Here is a 17,592-nt window from a genome sequence, read left to right as displayed (position 1 = left end):
GTATAATGAAAAAAGAACTCAAGAAAACCACCGTCGCGCTGGCCGTTATCGGATCGGTCTTGCTGAGCTCGGTCGTTCCGGCCTCTGCCCAGAACCGCACTGTTCAACACACCGCCAACAGCGCGCTCGCCTGCGTCAACAGCGGCCTTTGCCCTAAGCCTTTGTCCAACGCGATCCGCGCCTGGGACCGCGCAGGCTGGGAGGCTGGCAACTTCATGAACAGCCGTCAGGGTTTGCCGCAGGTTCAGTACCCCGGCACGCGTCGCTGATCTGAGACCGAAAGGGGGCGGGCGTAAGCTCGCCCCACTATCCATTCATTCAGAAAGGAAAATCCAATGAAACGTCTGCTTATCTTAGGCCAAGCCTCTGTGATGGCTGCCCTCCTGTCAATCGGCTCGGCTACCGAAATCAATGCGCGCATCCTGACCCCAATGGGCGCGGGTATTGATCGGGGCTGCCGCATCTGCGCACTTTACCCGTGCAGGCGCGCTCCCGATACCCGCAACTTCGTCGTCCCCTACACGGGCAATAACTGCCCCCTGATCAACCGCCCTCAATCCTGCGGCGAGGACCGCATCCGCTGATCAGGTTGCCACAGGTTGCTTGCCACACCCCCGGTGCTACCGCTCCGGGGGCGCACTGAAAAACACCAGCTATGGGCCTGAATGTATCTGTCCACTCAATCGAATTAACTGCACATGGCGTCCGCCATACCCGACATCAGCTGATTAGTTTTCGTCCTGGTCGTCAGACAGCTCAACTATCGTTCGGTTCGGTAAAAGGTACATTCCGTCATCGCTGCTAAAATCGCGAGCCTCAGAAGATGTTAACTTCTTTCGGCTGCGTGCTTTCTTTGAAAAACCCTTCACGATGATGTCGGAAGAGACGAAGAAGTTCTCATCCTCACCTCGGATCTCGGAATTTAGCTTAGCTATCACTCTGTTTCGATCGTTTCTTGCGGCCGTCAGAATTGCATGTTCACTTGCATAAGTCTTCAAAAGAACGTCCCGAGAAAAAAACGTTTCAATATTCAACAAGCTAGTCCTGATTTCGCTAGCAAGCGCCTCGTAACGTCTTTTGTCGATAACATCGCAATCTTTCCGGGTAGGCTTTTTACGTGAAAGATAAAACGCCATGTCGTTCCGATGTTGTTCAACAATTCCTGTAAAATTTTCTGGGATCTTGAGTGTATAAGTGGATTCTGCGTCAATACCTAATTTTTTCCTTCTCGTCAGCATAATATCAAAAATGTCGGAGTTAGAAAAAGGGAACCGAGGAAACATCTTCAAATGTGCCTCTTGACGGCCTCGCATGCCAGAACCGTCCGCCTCAGCTTCGTTATTTTCGCAGGCTGCGCTATGAAACGTATTGAAAGTATCGTAATTTGGGTATTCGAGAAAATGCAGCAGTGCGGCCTTGGCTTGTATGCGTTGTTCCGCTCGCACCGGATCTATCAATTTTTCTTTCTTCAGTAGGATTTCCCGAAACGAGGGAAAGTTATGTCGGTCGCTGGAGGCAGTGTCTGCATCTCCAAGCGTGAGGAGATCGACCCGCTTTGGGCTCACTTCTGCTAACGCTGCGAAATACGCCAGCGGCAAAGGGGCAATTTGTTTTACAATCCGCTCTTCGATTTCACCCTCATTCTTGATTCCGCCATAAGAGAGCGTCCTTGCGGCCAGATCGATCACAAGCTCCGTTCTGTCAGACTCTCGAAACCTCTTCATCGCTTTCAGCGCAAGATCATAGCTGATTGGTAATTCATCATAGTCAAACACGACACTCGCGATCCCGTATTCAAGCTCGATCAAATTAAGTCTGAGATTTTCTTTGTCCTCATGCTTAAGCATTTCACCTGTTTTTGACCTTACAGCTTTACCGTTAGTTTTCCTGAACCAGAATGATTCGCTTTTATCAAGGTCTTCGATCCAGCTGGGGTTTACGAGAATGTGGTACAATTTGTCATCAGGGCGACCCCGGAAGACCATGATCTCCTGTGCTCCGCTCGACATCGTCTTGCGGCCACCGGCGAGGAGCATGATCAGGCGGGGAGCATCACCACTGTCGGGGTTTTTCATTTCCTCATTCGATCGCCCTCGCAATCGCGTGCGCTCGTCTATAAGCTCCATGAAAGCCTTGTGGTGCTCTGCGGTTTCGATATCCTTTAGGTACTTCTTGGGATCATCGGGATCCTCAACATAATTGAAGACCACATTTCCGGCATGTTCGTCAACAAACTGCCATGGATTGTGGGGGACGAGGTCTACGTTGTTCCAAACATTCGGATTGCTCTTTCTGTCCTCGTACAGCTCTGCAATCTTATCGCGAAGGCCTCTCTCCGACTTAGGCATCTTTGACGCCGTGTTTTCGCGGTTTGCTTTTTCCTCACCGATATCCGTCGTGATGATCTCGATCCGAAACGGAACAATACCTTTTTCTTCGAGCAAAGCATCGAGCGCCTCGGTAATGACCTGACCTGTTCTTCCCAAAGTGGCGATAAAGCAGTAGCGCGGGGGCTGGGACATGCAAACCTCTCATCCAGAATACCAAAATACTGCGGTATGCCCCCTGTTCTGTCAATCGCCGGACATACGGTTCCACGGCGCTTCGTAAAATACGGCCACGCGCCCAAAGCCCGATGTGGTGGCCGAGCCAAGGCCCGCCACCTCGATCAGCGGCAGCAGTGTCCGCAAGATCGGGCCACAGCGGCGCAATGTAACGCCGCCTGACACCGCGCGAAATTCCATTGTTCGTCCTTGTCGTTGTGATCGCCGCTCGGTGGTGAGGAACGCCAGTGTCTGGTCACACAGCTCAAGCGACCGGACTTCCAAACTCACAGCTTCGGGGTCGACGTCGAGCCAGCAACCGCACCACGCCAGCACCGCCGCGGCCCGGCTGATCACCGAATTGCCCAGCATCGCGGCGTCCAGCGCCATGCGGCCCTTTCGATCCAGCATCCAGGGTGAGGTTGCGACCAAACGCAGGGCAGCCGCCTCTGGCAAAGGCGTGGGCGGCTGCGGCTGGCCGCATTCCATTTCCATGTCCGGGAATCTCGCCCGCGCACGGGCCAGCGGCATGACCGAGATACCTTGGTCGCACAAGGCTCGTATCAGCGCCTGCCGCAGGGTCGGAAGAAACGGACGGGCGCGACCGAACACCCGCAGGGTGATTGTGACCCTGCGTCCTGACGGTTGGGTGAACAAGACATAAGGCCGGGCTGGGGCCGCCGCGACAGAGCCTGCCCGCGGCGGTGCGACGATGGGATCACAGAACAGCGCATCATAGGCAGTCGGGGTGCGCCAAAGCGCTGCACGGCGTTCCAACAACCGGCTTTCCTGCGGTTGCATCGCCATCAACGCATGACCAAGCGCGCCGCGCAGCCGCCCGGCCAAGGTTTCGCCAGTGTCGAAATCTCGCGGCACATCGAGCCGAACAACAATATCCTCGGTCTCCAGTACGCCAAGCGCCCTTTCGGGCGGCACCGGCACGCAGGGGGCAGGAGGTTGCCAGGCTGCGATCACAGCAGCAAATAGTCGCCTGCGACCACGGGCGGGGTGCAGCCGTAGGTCCGGCAGGCGGTAAGGCCGCCAGGCGTGACTGCATAGACACGCAGGCTGTCGCCCGGTTCGATCTCTGCCGCGCAGCGCAGCGATAGGCTGTCAGCGGCGGCAGCAGTCAACCGTCCCTCAAAGACCGACCGTTGCACCCGCACCGCACGATCCGACAGCAATGCCGCCACGCGCCGCCTTGGGCGACTTTGGGCGATATCGTAGCAGAAGATGTAAAGGTTGAGCAGTTGCATGGTAACAAGATAACCTCGGATCAATCTCCACGTCGAGGAAATGATGCACCAACCATGGAAAATGACCAACGAGCTATCGATCTTAGGATATCAAGTGTGGAAAACCGACAGAGTGTTGAGAATAAATGAGAATATGGGTATGTGCCTCATAATTTTGTCGTGGTGTCTGAGAAAATGAAATCGTTTTTGAATCAAGTGTGGATTTGCCAGTATGAAAACCAATCTTTTCAGTTGCTTTCAGAGGGGGTGTCTGCTGTGGTCGACAGAGGCTGCGGCCTATGAAACGTCGAGTCAGCGCCGGTGAGGTATGTGCCGTGTCTGCTGTGGTCGACAGAGGCTGCGGCCTATGAAACTTCGTACTGCACATTAAGTGCTGACGATACCAGTCTGCTGTGGTCGACAGAGGCTGTGGCCTATGAAACTTTCTTTGTAAGGCTCTTTGCCCGTTTTCAATGTCTGCTGTGGTCGACAGAGGCTGCGGCCTATGAAACTCATTGCGTCCTCCTAAGATGAAATTGTAAAGTCTGCTGTGGTCGACAGAGGCTGCGGCCAATGAAACTTGGCTTTTCTTTTGAAACTCATAGTTACGTGTCTGCTGTGTTCGACAGAGGCTGTGGCCTATGACACGCGTAACGACTATGTATTGCTTTGTTTGCAAGCGCCTCTGTCCCCGTAAGCACACTGCGTTGTCGAACCATCCGGGTGAAACGGCTGACAATTTTGCTGTTTCCGACGGCTTGCACAGAAAGTGCAGCAACCGGTCCTAGGCAGGCGTAGCTGAAGGGATTGATCCGTTCCGGGTTCCAGTGCAGACTTCCAGAACGCCTTCCGGGAGACCGCGTTTAGATGAATGGATTCAAGCCAAGCGATGCGCAGCGCCAGCGTATCCCCGACGTGCTTCGCGCGCGCGTTGCTGGACGGCTGCCAAGCCCCAGTGTCGCCGAACGCCTTGAACTGACGCTGCGCCTTGAAACTCCCGGTTTCCTATTCGGGCATCACCCGAATGAAGATCCGAAACGCGCGAAGGGTGACGCGCATTGGCGCCTCGGGTCAATCCTTGGCGTGGTTCGCTTCTGGTGGCGCGCCGCAGCCTGGGCCCGGGCGCTGCGCGCTTGCCACGGCGACAGGCGCGCCGCCCTTTCCTGCGTCCATGCCTGGCAGTCGGTGATCTGGGGCAGCGAGGGTGGCCAGCACGGCCAAGGCGCCGCAATATGGGCTGTGGCGCACAGGCCTGAAATGTTCTTGGACAAGGCTTGGGACGCCCGTGTGACGGGCCAACCCGGACGAATTTATATGGCAGGCCAAGGACTGAACAATCACCGTCCGCTATCGCCGCGCAGCGCATTGTCTGTTTCGGCGACGGCCCGTGCGGGATGGCCTTGGCTTGGCAGTTCCGACACGACGACACGAGAGAAAGAACACAAAGGGATCGCCGCCCTCGCCGATTGGAAGGCATGGGCGCCGTTCGCTATGACCATAAACGACATAGGGCAACCGACTGCCCCACCGACGATTGCCGATGCCCTTTTGCTGCTTCATCTTTTCGGGGGTGTCGGCTCTCGCAGCCGCCGAGGTTTTGGCGGTCTAACGGTGCAGGGCGCGTACCTTGGCGGATCGGCGGCCGATTTGTTTCCCAGCAATGCCATGGAGATCGAAGCAGCGGTTATGGCCATTCTGGATGCCCATAACGACATCGTTGATCTTCCCCCCTATACTGCCTTGAACGCCCGTGCCCGTGTACTTTTCGCCAAATTCAACGGAAAAGACACGCATATCGCGCACGAAACCCTAGGCTTTGCCATGCAGCGGTTCCGGGGTTGGGGACTGACACCTCCGGACGGAGGACACCCAAGGATCGGACCCACCGTTATCGACAAAGAGCCCGAGCGTCACTCAGAGGTGGCAATTTCGGATCACGACACGTGGTATCTGCCGATTGCAAACGCTGCACGAACGTTGAATGAGCGCAGCACAGGAAGATTTCAGATTACGTTTCCCACAAATCCATCGGCATCACCGCTGCGTGCAGGTTTCGGACTGCCAATGAACTCGCGCAGCGTCAAAAAGAAACGCGCAGACAAACTCGACCAAGCGGAACGATCGCTCATTCACCAAAAACGGCGGGGAAAGGTTCTGCAAACGAACGAAGTTTTACAGACAACCCTGACAATCAATCTGCCCGATGTGACAAAAGACGGGCCGAAGCGTCGGGGCAGCCCTTTCTTTCTTAAGGTCCGCGCGACCCCCGACGGCTCAATCGGCACCTGGCTGTTTCTACCCGCGGTCTTCCTACCAGAAGACATGCGAACCCTTACAGGCGCAATCACCTATTCACTCGAAATACCGGGCAGGAATAGGAACGATACCTTCCGGCTCGGTAAGTTTCCGGCCACTGTTAGCATGCCTAGCCCTAGCGACGACGCGGTTGAAGCGTTGGCGGATGCGTTTTTTGCTGACACACTGACCCATCATCGTGCCGGACCCGTTGCAAAGATTTTGTCCGGTGCAAAAGCTGGAACGGAGGAAACGCACTGACAAAATTACTCCGGTTTTCGCTCGGTCCGGTCGGTGGCTTCATTGGCGAAGCTCGCCGCACACGCGACTATTGGGCTGGATCTTTCCTGCTGAGCTGGCTCACCGCAGTTGCCATCGTTCATGCAAACCGGAACGGTGCCAGAATTCTGTCCCCTGAAGAACTGGAGCCTTATGCCGTCGACGAAACTGACATGGCTGCGGCATCTGATTTCTTAAGGGCGGTTGCCAAGGCACCTCACGCGGATGTTGAATACGAACCAACCATTCCCAATCAGTTCCGCGCGCTCGTTCCGGACGACTTCGATCCACGCTGCCTCAGGGGGCAGATTCTTCAACGTTGGCGCGCATTGGCTGGAGAGGTTTGGGACAGCTTTATTGCGCCGGCGATCTCGCACGATAGCGATCAACTCGAGCGGAGCCGCGCAATCTGGGAGGACCAGATCGGCACGGATGGCGACGACGCCTCGTTTTGGGAAACGATATGGGTGATCGGATCGGCAGATGATCATGAAAGCAGACCGGATGATCTGTGGCTTGCTGAGCGCAAACTCTTTCGCGCGCCCTTTTTTCTCGGCGACGTTGGCGAGGGCGATCTGTGCATGATGTCGCGCGACTTCAGAGAAATTTCGGGTTGGCGGCGGTCTTCGAACCGCGTACAGCAAAACCAGTTCTGGACGGCTGTTTCAAATTACCTTGGACAAATCGACAGCAACTTGCGCCACAGCGGTCAGTCGCTTGATCTGGGCGCCAGCGAACGGCTTTCAGCACCTGCCTTGGTAAAGCGGCTTTTTCCGCGTCTGCAGGCCGATATTCTCGCGCGTCTCGACATGATCGGCTGGAAGCCTGCATCTGCGACGCGATGGGAGGCGAGGCGTAAACAATGGTCTGGAAGAGAAGACATTGGCAATATAAGCGTTCGCTATTGGCCATCGACGGCAGCCATTGCCGCTGCGCCCTGGATGGCCCGGGCGATCGAACAAAAGTTCGACGCCGAGTGTCAGGCGCTGGCGTTGAGCGCGAAGACCATTTCGCTTAAACACGCCGTCGCTGAACGACAAAGCCGGATCTGGGAAAATCTAGTACATGGCGGTGGCGATCAACCGACGCGACAAGCCTCCGCTGCTGCGAGCTTCCTTGCGCTGGATGGAAGTTTAATGTTCGGCGACCTATCAAAACTTCAGCAAGAAAATGAAGATGTACTGGACCAGCGTACGGCCTTGGTTGCTCAAAAGAACCGCGCAGACTTCACAAAAAAGCTGAGTGGCCTCCAGGATCTCCTTGGATGCTCCCCCGCACCCTACATCGCCATTTTGCAATTCGACGGTGATCGCATGAGCGCCCTGATCGGCGAGAAAGGCTCCATTGCGACCGGAATGCTTAACAATTTCCAAACTCAACTCCGTCTCGCGCTATCAGGAAATGCCCAGAACGCATGGGGATCCAGATCCGCTGTGCTCTACGGGGCGGCTGATGAGTTGGTCATCGTTTGCCCGGCAGGCGATGCGCTTGAAGTTGCGCACGGGATTTCTGGGATATTTGATAAGGTCGCAGCCTCGATCGTGGACGCAGAAACAGAAAAGAACAGGCGGCAATCAACTATTTCTGTGGCTATCAGCATCGCACGTTTCGACTATCCACTCTCGCGATTGATCCGGGGATCCGCGCAGCTGCTCAAACGGACAAAGACCACCTGTGGAGGCGGTGGCCTTGGAGTGGAAGTCGTCTCACTTTCAGGCTGCGTTGCTGACTGGGTTGGGATCGCAAAGTCAACGCCGAACGCATCTCGCGGACTTACGGAGACGTTAAAACAGCTGAAGTTTTTGGCATCACTCCAACCCCAAGAAAGCGGCCTTGACTTGCGCACCAACCGGGTAATTTATGCCGTTTCGGACGCCTTCCGGCTAGCAGACCCATTCGGAGAATTCGCAGAGCGCTACAATGAGAAAGCTGTCTATGAAATTATTCTGGCGGCACTTACCGGAGCGAGGGAAGCTATAAAACCGACCGCCGACCAAACCAACTCACATCTTCCAGATGTTGCCGATACGCTCATGCGACTGGCCATTCCAGATTGTCGCGTGTCTTCTCAAGCGTCAGCAATCGCACTTCTACGGATCATCGCGCATATCGAACTCTATATCGATCATCATGTTCCAGTTGCCGAAGAAAAGATATCTGCATGAGGCTGATCGCCACGCTGACACCTCACGACACGCTCCACTTGTCGGATGGGCGTCCGTTTAATCAGGACGACTTGGGTGTTTCGCAGGCAGACACTCTTTTTCCTCCGCTTCCAAGTCAGCTAGCGTCTTGTTTGCGAGTCTGCATCGCAGAGCTGTTAGGCGCGAAGAGCCCTTCAATCAGCCGCTGGAACGCGAGTACTTTTTGTACGGCTGTCCCGGGGCTAGAGCATGTTTCCGTCGAAACCTTGATCGGTGATGGCCCCGATGATTTGGGACTCCTGAGTTTTCAAAGGCTCTGGCTGGTAGACGGCAGGGGAGAGATTTTTTTGTCATCGCCGATGACTATCCGTCACCGGGAAGACAAAGATCCTTCCGCCCACATCGATTTCGTAATGCCTCCCAAGCATAATGAAGAAAGTCGATTCCAGAGCGACCTAGGTGACTCAGATCAATTCTTTTCGTTCCCGGTAGAAACCAAACACGACGACAAGTACTGGCTTCACGAGGAAACCTTCGCGAAAGTGCTAAAGGATGCCAAACCTTCGATAGAGAGAACAAGTCTTGTGAAAGGGACCAACCTTTTCGCAAGGGAGAGTTATGTCGGACTCGGTCTCGACGCCAACAAGACAAACATTCCTGGTCAATTGTACGCGCTTGACCATTTGAGGGCTTGTGAAGACCCAAATGCGCGCCCTTGTGGTTACGCGCTAGAAATTGAAGTTGCCGGTAAGTCAATCGAAGCTCTTTCGATGGTAGACTTCCTCGATACTCGGCGAACAATTGGGACATTAGGCGGTAGGGGTCGCTCTGTGAATGTCACATTCCGCTCAGAGCCTTCAAACAGGACGTCATGGGAGACCCCCGACTTTTTTCCATGCTCGAGACGCCTTTATGCGATGACACCTTTCCACGTCACAGGAACTACAATTCCCGGAATTCGGGACCGTTTAACCTTCCTCCAATGCGAAGGAATTGAGTTGCAGTCGGCAGCGATGAGCCGTGCAAGCCGGTTTTCAACATGGGATGCCACTTCATCGGGCAGGACGGCATGGTCTTGGATTGCCCCGGCAGGCGCGGTTTTCGAGTGCAGGATAGCTGACCCTGAGGCATGGAGCAGGCTTTCGAACCGTCTTCTCGAATGCGGGCTAAACATGACAGACCCAGCTGCAGCTGCTTTACAACGCAAACTGGGGTTTGGTGCTGTCGAGATAGGGGCCGCTTGATGTTAAATTGGCTTTGGAGCGTTACATGACAAACAGATTGATCACACTGGTCGCCGAGACCCACGTCCACTCGGGAGAGGGTCAGAGTCGCGGCGTTGTGGACCAGCCTGTCGCACGCGAGTCCGTTACATGCCTGCCCTTCGTGCCGGGTCACTCAGAGAAGGGGGCGCTAAACGCCAACATGCCATTCAGTCGGCATGATCGCATAGACAATGTTGGTTCAGGCGCCGCTGATGAGGCGCAGACCATGCTCAAAGACGCTTTCCGGGCCTCCTTCGGGGACGAAGGGCGGTTCGGTACCGGACGCTTGTTGGTCGGGGATGCGCGCCTGATACTGCTTCCCCTCCGTGCCGAGGGTTACCCCTATGTGCTGGCCACTTGTGGCTTAGTTCTTTCAAGATTGGCCAGAGACCTCGATTTTGTCGGTCGCGAGAACGAAGCTAAGACACTGCGGTCGAAAATCGATCGCTTGACCAGACAACAAGGCGTAGCACACGTTCCGGAGCAGGTGACTGCTGTTTGCGGTTTCGAGTTCGACCCGGTGGATGTCGCCAATCACCAAGAACTTCGGGCGGAACTCGCCAGACTACTGGCGGACATTCTCGCGCTCCCCGAGGCACTCCAAATCGAGCGGGTCCTGGCGATCTTCAATGATAGCGATTTCACGCATTTCGCTGATGTCGCCCTACCAGTTCGCACCCGAAACGTCCTTGACGAAAACAAGCGATCTGAAAACATCTGGTATGAAGAGACACTACCGCCTGACACCGTAATGTGCTCGTGGCTGGGTGAACGTGGCAAAGTTACGGTGCCCGATGCTGATGGTGGAACAAAAGAGATAAGCCCCGTCGATCACGTGCTTGATGCCCTGAAGCGGGGCTCGTCAGGCCTGCGCTATGTCCAAATTGGTGGGAACGAAACCGTCGGTCAGGGGTGGTTTCAGATCTTTGTCGGCCCCCGACCCGCCGCCGATGATGCAGAGAAGCCGGATGCAGGTGCATCGACATGAGCAACCCGGTCAATCGGTATGATCAGCTTCGCCACCAAGCCTATCTCCGGTTCCACGAGCGAGATAAAAACGGCTCATCTACGGGCGAGCGAAAGAAGTATTGGGGCGACTACAAGAAGGAGATCGCGGGTCTGCCGGTCGAGATCCGGCAGTCAGGAATGCTGGCAACGCTGGCGATGCGGTTGGCAAAAGATCCCAATTCAGTGGTCCTTGAGGACTTGAAATGGTCAATTGGCTGCGACGCAATATCGCCGACCAAATGGATCGAAGATATCTATTCCATTCCTTTGACCGCTGATCGTATGCGCCGACAAAGCCATCTTATGCATGCGGCACAAGCCCTCAAACTCGTCGCTGGCATGCGTGAAGCTGTTGCACGCGCCGAATTCGAAAGCGAGGTACAAAAACTGGCTGGCCAGTCTGCCCCTGAAACTGACGACGACGCCGAAGCTTCGGAAGAAGAGGACTGGCTGGACGATGAAACGCAGTACGATGATCTGGAAACAGAGGGCCCGGAATGAAGAACTTTGGGCAGTACCTCGAGGTCACTCTGGCACATAAAATTCTCTTCTCAGGCAGTAAGTTCCAACCGGATCTCTTGAAGGAGACAGTTGAACGTGGAAAGCCAAAGCGCCGGATCGTGAAGTTGGTGGAAGACTTCATTTCCAGCAACTTGAACCCTAAGGGAGAAATTGCCAGCCAAGTTGCGCAGCGCGCTGCACGGCTTGCGCAACTTGTCAGTGCGACCGGTGGGCTTGTGCAACCCTTCGTCGCAATCGACCGATCGGTCAGCGGGATCGGCAATCCCACTCCGCTCGAGAATGGCATTTATCTCGATTGGGCGACGGGCTGGCCGATCTTTCCGGGAAGCGGGCTCAAGGGGGCTGCACTTGCTTGGGCCAGCATGGGCGGTCACAGCCTGGAAGAACTGGACGTGGCATCGTGGGACGATTTCGTCGATCTCTACATTGCAGTGTTCGGTTGCGGGCCTGATGAAGATGCTGATGGCGCTGTGGGCGGGGTGGTCTGGCATGATGCCTGGGTGCTGCCGGGTGCAGGGTTGCCGGTGATATTCGACGTCATGACCCCGCATTATGGCGACTTTCAACAGGGTGGAGGGCGCGATGCGGTGCCGCCCCCGGCCGATTGGTCGGACCCGAACCCGATCTCCTTTCTTTGCCTACCCGAAGGGACATTGCTGCAAGTTTGCCTCGCCCCCCGCACGCGGATTGATGCAGGGCTGGAGCGGGTTGCGCTCCATTGGTTGACGCGCACTCTTGCGGATATCGGCCTTGGAGCAAAGACGGCCAGCGGATTTGGGCGCTTCCATCCGGTGCCTGAAGCGGCGGCGCAGGGGCGCCGCTAGATCAGGCGCGCCAACGCGGAAATTGCATGGGCATGAGTGATGTCATGGGTCAGCGCCAGCGTTTCACGCCCACTGGTCGTTAGGCCGATAACACGCAATTCTCCCGTCGGTTCTTCTTGAAGCATCAGCACAGCACAGCGCTGGCCGCGGATGAGGTGAATTGTGGCCGCGCGTCGGTCGGCATCGATATGGTCGCGCATGGGGTTCTCCGGGTTCCGGCAGTGCCCGGGACTGGGCGCCGCTCAGGAACAGCTTGACACGGGCCAAGGCTGCGCGTCGGCGCGGAAAAGTTTCTTGTTGCGGCCACCAACAAGCGACATGCGGGAGACCGTTAGACTGATGAAGCTTTAGCGCCAAAGCATCGCTACGAACGAAATACTCGACAAGTTCTACGATCGGGTTTCATCCGCAGCGGTGGTCGGTGGCGATACACGGTGTCGGAGGTGACACACTATTCCTAACTTCATGTTTTATCCGCCGCAGCGGTGGCCGGTGGCGATACACCAATCAACCGAATTATCTTCTAGAAAGGAGGGTTTTATCCGCCGCAGCGGTGGCCGGTGGCGGTACACCGTACAAGAGGTAGGGCCAATGATGACTTTGTTTTTATCCGCCGCAGCGTTGGTCAGTGGCGGTACACTCTCCCTCCAGAAGTCCCTTTGCAAGTTGAGTTTTTCATGCAAGGTTCCACACTTGACAAAGTAACACGCCATTTTATCGTCCCTTTTTGCGACATTGGATCGAATACTTCCTCTTCTTTTAATTTAACCAATATGTTAATCATTTTCCACACTTGAATCTTTATGTCTCGCGGTTGTAGCACTCGAAAATCCCTTCGCCATGACAGTGTCGCCGGTAGGCTATAACTTGCGCTTCCATCAGGCCACGCCAGTTCGTCTTTTTCCCGTCGGCCGGGTTGTCCAGCGACGTTCGCAGACGGGATTCGTAGCCGGTGATCATTGCCTTGATTGCGACAGATGAGGCCTTCAGGCGCCCGTCGCCTTCCTGCACAAACATTCCGGCCTTCAGCCGCCCCTGACGGAACAGCGTGACCGCCGCCCCTTCTACCAGCGGCGCGCGAAACTCTTCCATCAGGTCCAGTGCCAGATTGGGTCGCCCGTCCTGGCTGGCGTGCAAACACGCAAAACCGGGGTGCAGCCCTTGCCGCAAAATCAGCGCCTGCATATCCCCCGCCAGTCGTGTTGACATATAGGAAACCGCCACATTGTAGGGGTCTGGCGGTGGCCGCCGTTCGCGGCCCTTGAAGCCCAGCACTGGGTCCAGCAGCGCCTGTAGCGCGGTCCAGTAGACGGCCGCGCCACGCCCCTCCATCCCGCGCAGTGCATCAACATCGCCCTGAACGGGCAGCCGCGCAATCAGCCCCCGCATGTCCTTGACCGCATCGTCGACCGCCATAATGTCGCGCTTGGCGTTCAACCGCTTTAGGGTCTGCCGCTGGTTCACCATCCGCCCCCGCACCAGCCGCCGCACCATGTCGGTGCGCGCGGCCGGGTCCAGCACCAATCGCGCCTGTGCGAGGTGCAGGTCGGCACGGTCTGCCGGCGCGGGGTCAAGGGTGCCTGCCAGCGACCCATCGCCCGCCACGAAAACCACCGGCAGGCGCATCGCCAGCGCCAGTCGGAGCGCATCGTCATCAATCGCGGCGGCTGGGCCGATCTCGATTCCATCGGCCCAGCCGGGGTGAACCAGCGCTACCTCGTCGCCACCCACCGCATCCAGCACCACAAAGGCGTTGCCGCGTGCCGTTACTACCCGGCCGGGCTCATGCACATAGACCCAGCGCAACCGGGGTGAATGCACCCCCTCGGGCAGGTCTTCGACGGGCGGTTCAGGCGGCGGCGGCGGCAATGCAGTGCGGGCATGTTCGGCACCGTCCTCAGGATCCTCCATCACCAGCCCGCGCACGAACATGTGGCCCAGAAACCGAGTGGCATCCTCGAACCGGCGGATCGCGGTCTTTTCCGGATGAATCTTCAAGCCCGCCTCGCGCAGTATCCCGGTCATCCGAGCAAGCGCGCCTTCGGCCACCGCCTCGCTGCGGCAGAGCAGCAAGAAGTCATCGGCAAAGCGCACCAGCCGCACCCCGCCTTTCTCGATCTTCTCGTCAATACTGTCGAGGTAGAGGTTGCTGAGCACAGGGCTGAGGGGCATCCCCTGCGGTAGCCCGCGCCCGCCGTCGCAATAGACCTGCAGCCAGCGCTCAACCAGATCCGCTGTGCGTGCACAGCCCAGCACCCGGTCGACCCGGTCCAGAAGCGGCGCGTGGGGCACTTCATCAAAAAAGGCACGGATATCGCCATCCACGGTCCAGACATAGCCAGCATTGCGCAGATAGGCGACGCGCGCCACGGCTTGTCCGACAGACCGGCCGGGGCGGTAGCCAAAGCTTGCATCCTCAAATTCACGGTCGAGGATCGGGGTCAGCACCAGCGCGGCAGCGGTCTGCACCACACGGTCGACGATGGCCGGAATGCGCAGTGTGCGCGTGCCCCCCGAGGGTTTTTTCGCCTCGATCACCCGCGCCGGGGCGGGCCAGTAGCCGCCGCTGGCCAGTGCCGCGTGCAGCGCTTGCAGTCGCGGTTCGGCGATGGCGTCGAAAGCGTCTATGGTCACCCCGTCACCGCCCGGACCACCATGGCGGGACTTGACCTTTTGCCAGCCCGCCCAGAGCATTGGAAAGCCAATGATCTGATCGAAAACGGAATTCAAGTGTGGGTTGCTCATAACATGCTCATAAAAAACAGAAAAACATCTGAAACTGTAGGAACCAGTGCATATTTACGGTATACATTATACCGTTTCTTTTTCCACTGTGGAAAATGGGTAAAAAATCCGTTGTTGCAAAAGGACTTCTGGAGGTGGAGTATTGGCTGATCGTTAGAGGCTGCGGCCTATGAAACTTTCTAATGAGGTCGTAGGCATTGCGTAAACGTATTGGCTGATCGTTAGAGGCTGCGGCCTATCAAACCAGATTTTCATCTTGGGCTCCTTTAAGCCTTTCGTATTGGCTGATCGGCAGAGGCAGCGGCCTATGAAACACAGCTTCCGCTACCCAGCCCTTGTTACGACGTATCGGCTGATCGGCTGATCGGCAGATCAGCTGATCGTCAAAGGTTGCGGCCTCAGCTAACAGGCTCGGCTTGAAGAACTGTTCAAAACAAAAAACCCCGGCGCTTTCGCGCCGGGGGCATTTTTTTGCAGTCGAAGTGGGCTGTGCGATCAGCGCTTCTGATCGTTGGCGTTGTTCCAGCCCGCGCTGTACTGCTGGTTCGCGTCGATGACCTGTTGCGCGCCTTCGCGGCTGCTGGTCAGGATTGCGATCGTTTCGCCCACAGCCCCGTTTGGCGGGTTGTAAGTGCCCGCAGCCGCGTCTTTCTGTCCCTGAGCGTTGTGATCTTTTGACATGATGGGTGTCTCCTTTTATCCATCTTGGGCGGGAAGGGCACGCTTCCCGGATTGTGCCCGCCAGATGTTTCCTGGCGCAAAATCCATAAACACCAAGCCCAGAGATTCGGTCGGCGCGGAAAATTTTCCAGTGCGGTGCTGTGGGCGCACGCCATCGTTCAGATGCCAGCACCAGAAAATTTTCCATCCGGAAAGATGGATCGGTTCGCACCCATAGTGGGCCGTGGCGCGGGACTCATCCGGGCCGAAACCCGCCTGTCAACCTGATGGGCCAGAAGCAGGAGAAGATCATGACACAATACTACAATCCCGGGACAACCGAGGCGAACAAAACACGTTCCCCGATCAGAGAGCTTGAGGATGACATCCTCCCCCCCAACCCTTTGGGCGTCGCCATGAACGGTCCTGTCACCTCGATCGGCGCTCTTGTTAATCGCCTGCGTACCAAGGCCCTTACCAGCGCCGCAGCCCACGAGGTTTTCCAAGATCTGGTCGTCACGAGGCTGCGGGCCCAGACCGAAGTGCTCAAGCTGAACGGCGAGCTTGTTGCCGCCGCACGGAAAAAAGAGGCGCTCAACGCCTATATGGCACATGGGATGGACCTGAGCAAAAAGCTGTCCGAGCGTCTGATCGAGACGATGGAGGTGCTGACCAGCCTCGATTGGGACAGCTTTGACGCAGCTGAGGCCGAGGCACAGGCGAAGTTCAGTGATATCACGCAGCGGCGCGCCACAGGTGAGATGAACAAAGACTGGGCAGAACGGGCGCTTGTCCGTGTGGAATACATGCGCGAGGCAAAGACAGCGTTTGGGAACCGGATCGTGTCCAAGTTCCTTGAGCAACTTGATCAGCACGTGACCATGACGCTGGCCACCATTCAAAAGGACTCGGACCGTTACGCCGACTTGATCTGATCAGGTCGGGGTGACCGGCACCCTGCAAGTTAGAAACGCACAGTACCGCCGCCCCCTTTGGGGCGGCGGTATATTATCAGGCGCTGCGCCAGTTGCCGGTCGCAACATTAAAATTCGACCAATTAAAATCGGGACCTGCTGAAACCTTGTCAATCCACTTTAGACTTCAGTTCATGATGCGCCACATCCGATATCGCCCTTGACCGGTCATCTCGTGGATTAGACCCCGGGCTTCCATCCAGACGAGATTACGCTGAACGGCGGTGCGGCTGCACCACAAAATCGCTTTCGCCATCGGCGCCGAGACAACGGGCCATTCTGTCATCATGGCGGGCAGCGCTGGCGGTGTCGTGCCTGAGCCAATTGTACCGATCACCTTCTTAAAAAACCTTCGGGCCGCGCCCAGATTGCCGCGCGTTGACAGCATGCAAGCAAAGGTTCATCCGTTCCGATCTACTGCTCCGTAGAGAGAGGTCCACTGGCCCCGAACCCTTATGTAACTCTCGTCCATCCGCCAGGGATTTGCCATAGCGCGTTTCCCAGATTGGGCATTTCATGCAGCCAACGGCAAAAATTTCAAGATCCAGCGCTAAAAAAGTAGCGTGATCAAAAATTAGGTTTCACGTTAACATGATTTCTTCAAGATCGCGATATGACACAGCATCGCGCACATAGAAAGCACCGCGTGCAAGACTGCGACCTTCTTATAGTGTAAAGTGTTGAATTAAAGTACTATTCCGTTCAAATCAGAGAACCTTTTTTCTCGACATGCTTTGCAGCAACTGCCGCCCATTCGAGAGTGCGAAAGTTTCAAACATAGCCATCATATGCAGGATCAAAACTACCTCGATCGATCCGTAAGATCGGGTTGGGGGGGCAAATTTCGAACCAACAACGCTTGCGCCACTGGCATTGAAAATGCCGAACACAGAAAATTTTCCGCGCGGATAGGGCCTCTCGGAAGCAGGTATTCAGGGACTGCGTCTGGACAAACCAGCGTGCGGGCTCAGAAAAGTCCCGCCAATCCCTATCCAGAAAGTCTGTATAATGAAAAAAGAACTCAAGAAAACCACCGTCGCGCTGGCCGTTATCGGATCGGTCTTGCTGAGCTCGGTCGTTCCGGCCTCTGCCCAGAAC

16 protein-coding genes and 1 pseudogene are annotated in these 17,592 nt (G+C 56.4%); 9 read left to right on the top strand and 8 right to left on the bottom strand.

Annotation, left to right across the window (positions count from 1 at the left end):
• On the top strand, positions 1-269 hold a 269-nt coding region (locus tag H147_RS0118610), incomplete at its 5' end, for a hypothetical protein (RefSeq protein ID WP_026352692.1).
• 66 nt (positions 270-335) lie between these two features.
• Positions 336-584 carry a hypothetical protein gene (locus tag H147_RS21105; RefSeq protein WP_019956962.1) on the top strand — a complete coding sequence of 83 codons (249 nt, stop codon included), beginning with the start codon at positions 336-338 and terminating at the stop codon, positions 582-584.
• A 144-nt stretch (positions 585-728) separates the two neighbouring features.
• Here H147_RS21105 and H147_RS0118600 read toward each other — a convergent pair whose 3' ends face one another.
• From H147_RS0118600 to cas2, 3 genes are read right to left on the bottom strand one after another with little or no spacing between them, the layout of a single operon-like run.
• Positions 729-2,522, bottom strand: a complete 1,794-nt coding sequence (locus H147_RS0118600) for a CRISPR-associated ring nuclease (protein ID WP_019956900.1) — start codon at positions 2,520-2,522, stop codon at positions 729-731.
• 51 nt (positions 2,523-2,573) lie between these two features.
• Complete coding sequence (locus H147_RS0118595; RefSeq protein ID WP_211216612.1) at positions 2,574-3,485, bottom strand: hypothetical protein; 912 nt, start codon at positions 3,483-3,485, stop codon at positions 2,574-2,576.
• Positions 3,486-3,514: 29 nt separating this feature from the next.
• Positions 3,515-3,799, bottom strand: coding sequence for a CRISPR-associated endonuclease Cas2 (gene cas2 / locus H147_RS20125; protein WP_019956898.1), 285 nt, complete (start codon positions 3,797-3,799; stop codon positions 3,515-3,517).
• 846 nt (positions 3,800-4,645) lie between these two features.
• Here cas2 and H147_RS0118585 point away from each other — a divergent pair.
• From H147_RS0118585 to cmr6, 6 genes are read left to right on the top strand one after another with little or no spacing between them, the layout of a single operon-like run.
• Entirely contained in the window at positions 4,646-6,334 is a 1,689-nt protein-coding gene (locus tag H147_RS0118585; protein ID WP_019956897.1) for a hypothetical protein, read from the top strand.
• A complete protein-coding gene (locus tag H147_RS0118580; RefSeq protein WP_081625911.1) occupies positions 6,331-8,517 on the top strand; it encodes a type III-B CRISPR-associated protein Cas10/Cmr2 in 2,187 nt (728 codons plus the stop codon). Before H147_RS0118585 ends, H147_RS0118580 begins: the two co-directional genes overlap by 4 nt.
• Positions 8,514-9,740: a type III-B CRISPR module-associated Cmr3 family protein gene (locus H147_RS20715; RefSeq protein WP_081625910.1), complete on the top strand. Its 1,227-nt coding sequence runs from the start codon at positions 8,514-8,516 to the stop codon at positions 9,738-9,740. The genes H147_RS0118580 and H147_RS20715 overlap by 4 nt, the downstream gene beginning before the upstream one ends.
• A 25-nt stretch (positions 9,741-9,765) precedes the next feature.
• Positions 9,766-10,749: a type III-B CRISPR module RAMP protein Cmr4 gene (gene cmr4, locus H147_RS20430; protein ID WP_019956895.1), complete on the top strand. Its 984-nt coding sequence runs from the start codon at positions 9,766-9,768 to the stop codon at positions 10,747-10,749.
• Positions 10,746-11,270: a type III-B CRISPR module-associated protein Cmr5 gene (locus tag H147_RS0118570; RefSeq protein ID WP_081625909.1), complete on the top strand. Its 525-nt coding sequence runs from the start codon at positions 10,746-10,748 to the stop codon at positions 11,268-11,270. Before cmr4 ends, H147_RS0118570 begins: the two co-directional genes overlap by 4 nt.
• The gene (gene cmr6, locus H147_RS0118565; protein WP_081625908.1) at positions 11,267-12,115 is read left to right on the top strand and encodes a type III-B CRISPR module RAMP protein Cmr6; all 849 of its coding nucleotides are present in this window, start codon (positions 11,267-11,269) and stop codon (positions 12,113-12,115) included. The genes H147_RS0118570 and cmr6 overlap by 4 nt, the downstream gene beginning before the upstream one ends.
• Here the strand turns inward: cmr6 and H147_RS0118560 are convergent.
• From H147_RS0118560 to H147_RS0118550, 3 genes are all read right to left on the bottom strand, one after another.
• Entirely contained in the window at positions 12,112-12,315 is a 204-nt protein-coding gene (locus H147_RS0118560; RefSeq protein ID WP_019956892.1) for a hypothetical protein, read from the bottom strand. The genes cmr6 and H147_RS0118560 overlap by 4 nt on opposite strands.
• Before the next feature lie 601 nt (positions 12,316-12,916).
• Positions 12,917-14,860 (bottom strand): CRISPR-associated endonuclease Cas1, encoded by a 1,944-nt coding sequence (cas1, locus tag H147_RS0118555; RefSeq protein WP_019956891.1) that lies wholly within the window; start codon positions 14,858-14,860, stop codon positions 12,917-12,919.
• A 495-nt stretch (positions 14,861-15,355) separates the two neighbouring features.
• Entirely contained in the window at positions 15,356-15,541 is a 186-nt protein-coding gene (locus tag H147_RS0118550; protein WP_019956890.1) for a hypothetical protein, read from the bottom strand.
• Positions 15,542-15,831: 290 nt separating this feature from the next.
• Between H147_RS0118550 and H147_RS0118545 the strand changes: the two genes are divergently transcribed.
• Entirely contained in the window at positions 15,832-16,455 is a 624-nt protein-coding gene (locus H147_RS0118545) for a hypothetical protein (protein ID WP_211216610.1), read from the top strand.
• Positions 16,456-16,621: 166 nt separating this feature from the next.
• Here H147_RS0118545 and H147_RS0118540 read toward each other — a convergent pair.
• Positions 16,622-16,813 (bottom strand): annotated as a pseudogene (locus tag H147_RS0118540) (helix-turn-helix domain-containing protein); the annotation flags it as partial.
• An 81-nt stretch (positions 16,814-16,894) separates the two neighbouring features.
• Positions 16,895-16,966 (bottom strand): hypothetical protein, encoded by a 72-nt coding sequence (locus H147_RS21610; protein ID WP_375342060.1) that lies wholly within the window; start codon positions 16,964-16,966, stop codon positions 16,895-16,897.
• Positions 16,967-17,592 lie beyond the last annotated feature (626 nt).

The sequence above is a fragment of the Yoonia vestfoldensis DSM 16212 genome (assembly GCF_000382265.1).
GTDB classification, from domain to species: domain Bacteria; phylum Pseudomonadota; class Alphaproteobacteria; order Rhodobacterales; family Rhodobacteraceae; genus Yoonia; species Yoonia vestfoldensis.
The sequence above is the reverse complement of the archived record's forward strand: the minus strand, read 5'-3'. Positions and strand labels throughout refer to the sequence as shown.

Bases quoted from the DNA above. Each gene is read 5' to 3' on its own strand.
- H147_RS21105 (WP_019956962.1), top strand. From the start codon at position 336: ATGAAACGTCTGCTTATCTTAGGCCAAGCCTCTGTGATGGCTGCCCTC.
- H147_RS0118600 (WP_019956900.1), bottom strand. From the start codon at position 2,522: ATGTCCCAGCCCCCGCGCTACTGCTTTATCGCCACTTTGGGAAGAACA.
- cas2 (WP_019956898.1), bottom strand. From the start codon at position 3,799: ATGCAACTGCTCAACCTTTACATCTTCTGCTACGATATCGCCCAAAGT.
- H147_RS0118585 (WP_019956897.1), top strand. From the start codon at position 4,646: ATGAATGGATTCAAGCCAAGCGATGCGCAGCGCCAGCGTATCCCCGAC.
- H147_RS20715 (WP_081625910.1), top strand. From the start codon at position 8,514: ATGAGGCTGATCGCCACGCTGACACCTCACGACACGCTCCACTTGTCG.
- cmr4 (WP_019956895.1), top strand. From the start codon at position 9,766: ATGACAAACAGATTGATCACACTGGTCGCCGAGACCCACGTCCACTCG.
- H147_RS0118570 (WP_081625909.1), top strand. From the start codon at position 10,746: ATGAGCAACCCGGTCAATCGGTATGATCAGCTTCGCCACCAAGCCTAT.
- cmr6 (WP_081625908.1), top strand. From the start codon at position 11,267: ATGAAGAACTTTGGGCAGTACCTCGAGGTCACTCTGGCACATAAAATT.
- H147_RS0118560 (WP_019956892.1), bottom strand. From the start codon at position 12,315: ATGCGCGACCATATCGATGCCGACCGACGCGCGGCCACAATTCACCTC.
- cas1 (WP_019956891.1), bottom strand. From the start codon at position 14,860: ATGAGCAACCCACACTTGAATTCCGTTTTCGATCAGATCATTGGCTTT.
- H147_RS0118550 (WP_019956890.1), bottom strand. From the start codon at position 15,541: ATGTCAAAAGATCACAACGCTCAGGGACAGAAAGACGCGGCTGCGGGC.
- H147_RS0118545 (WP_211216610.1), top strand. From the start codon at position 15,832: ATGACACAATACTACAATCCCGGGACAACCGAGGCGAACAAAACACGT.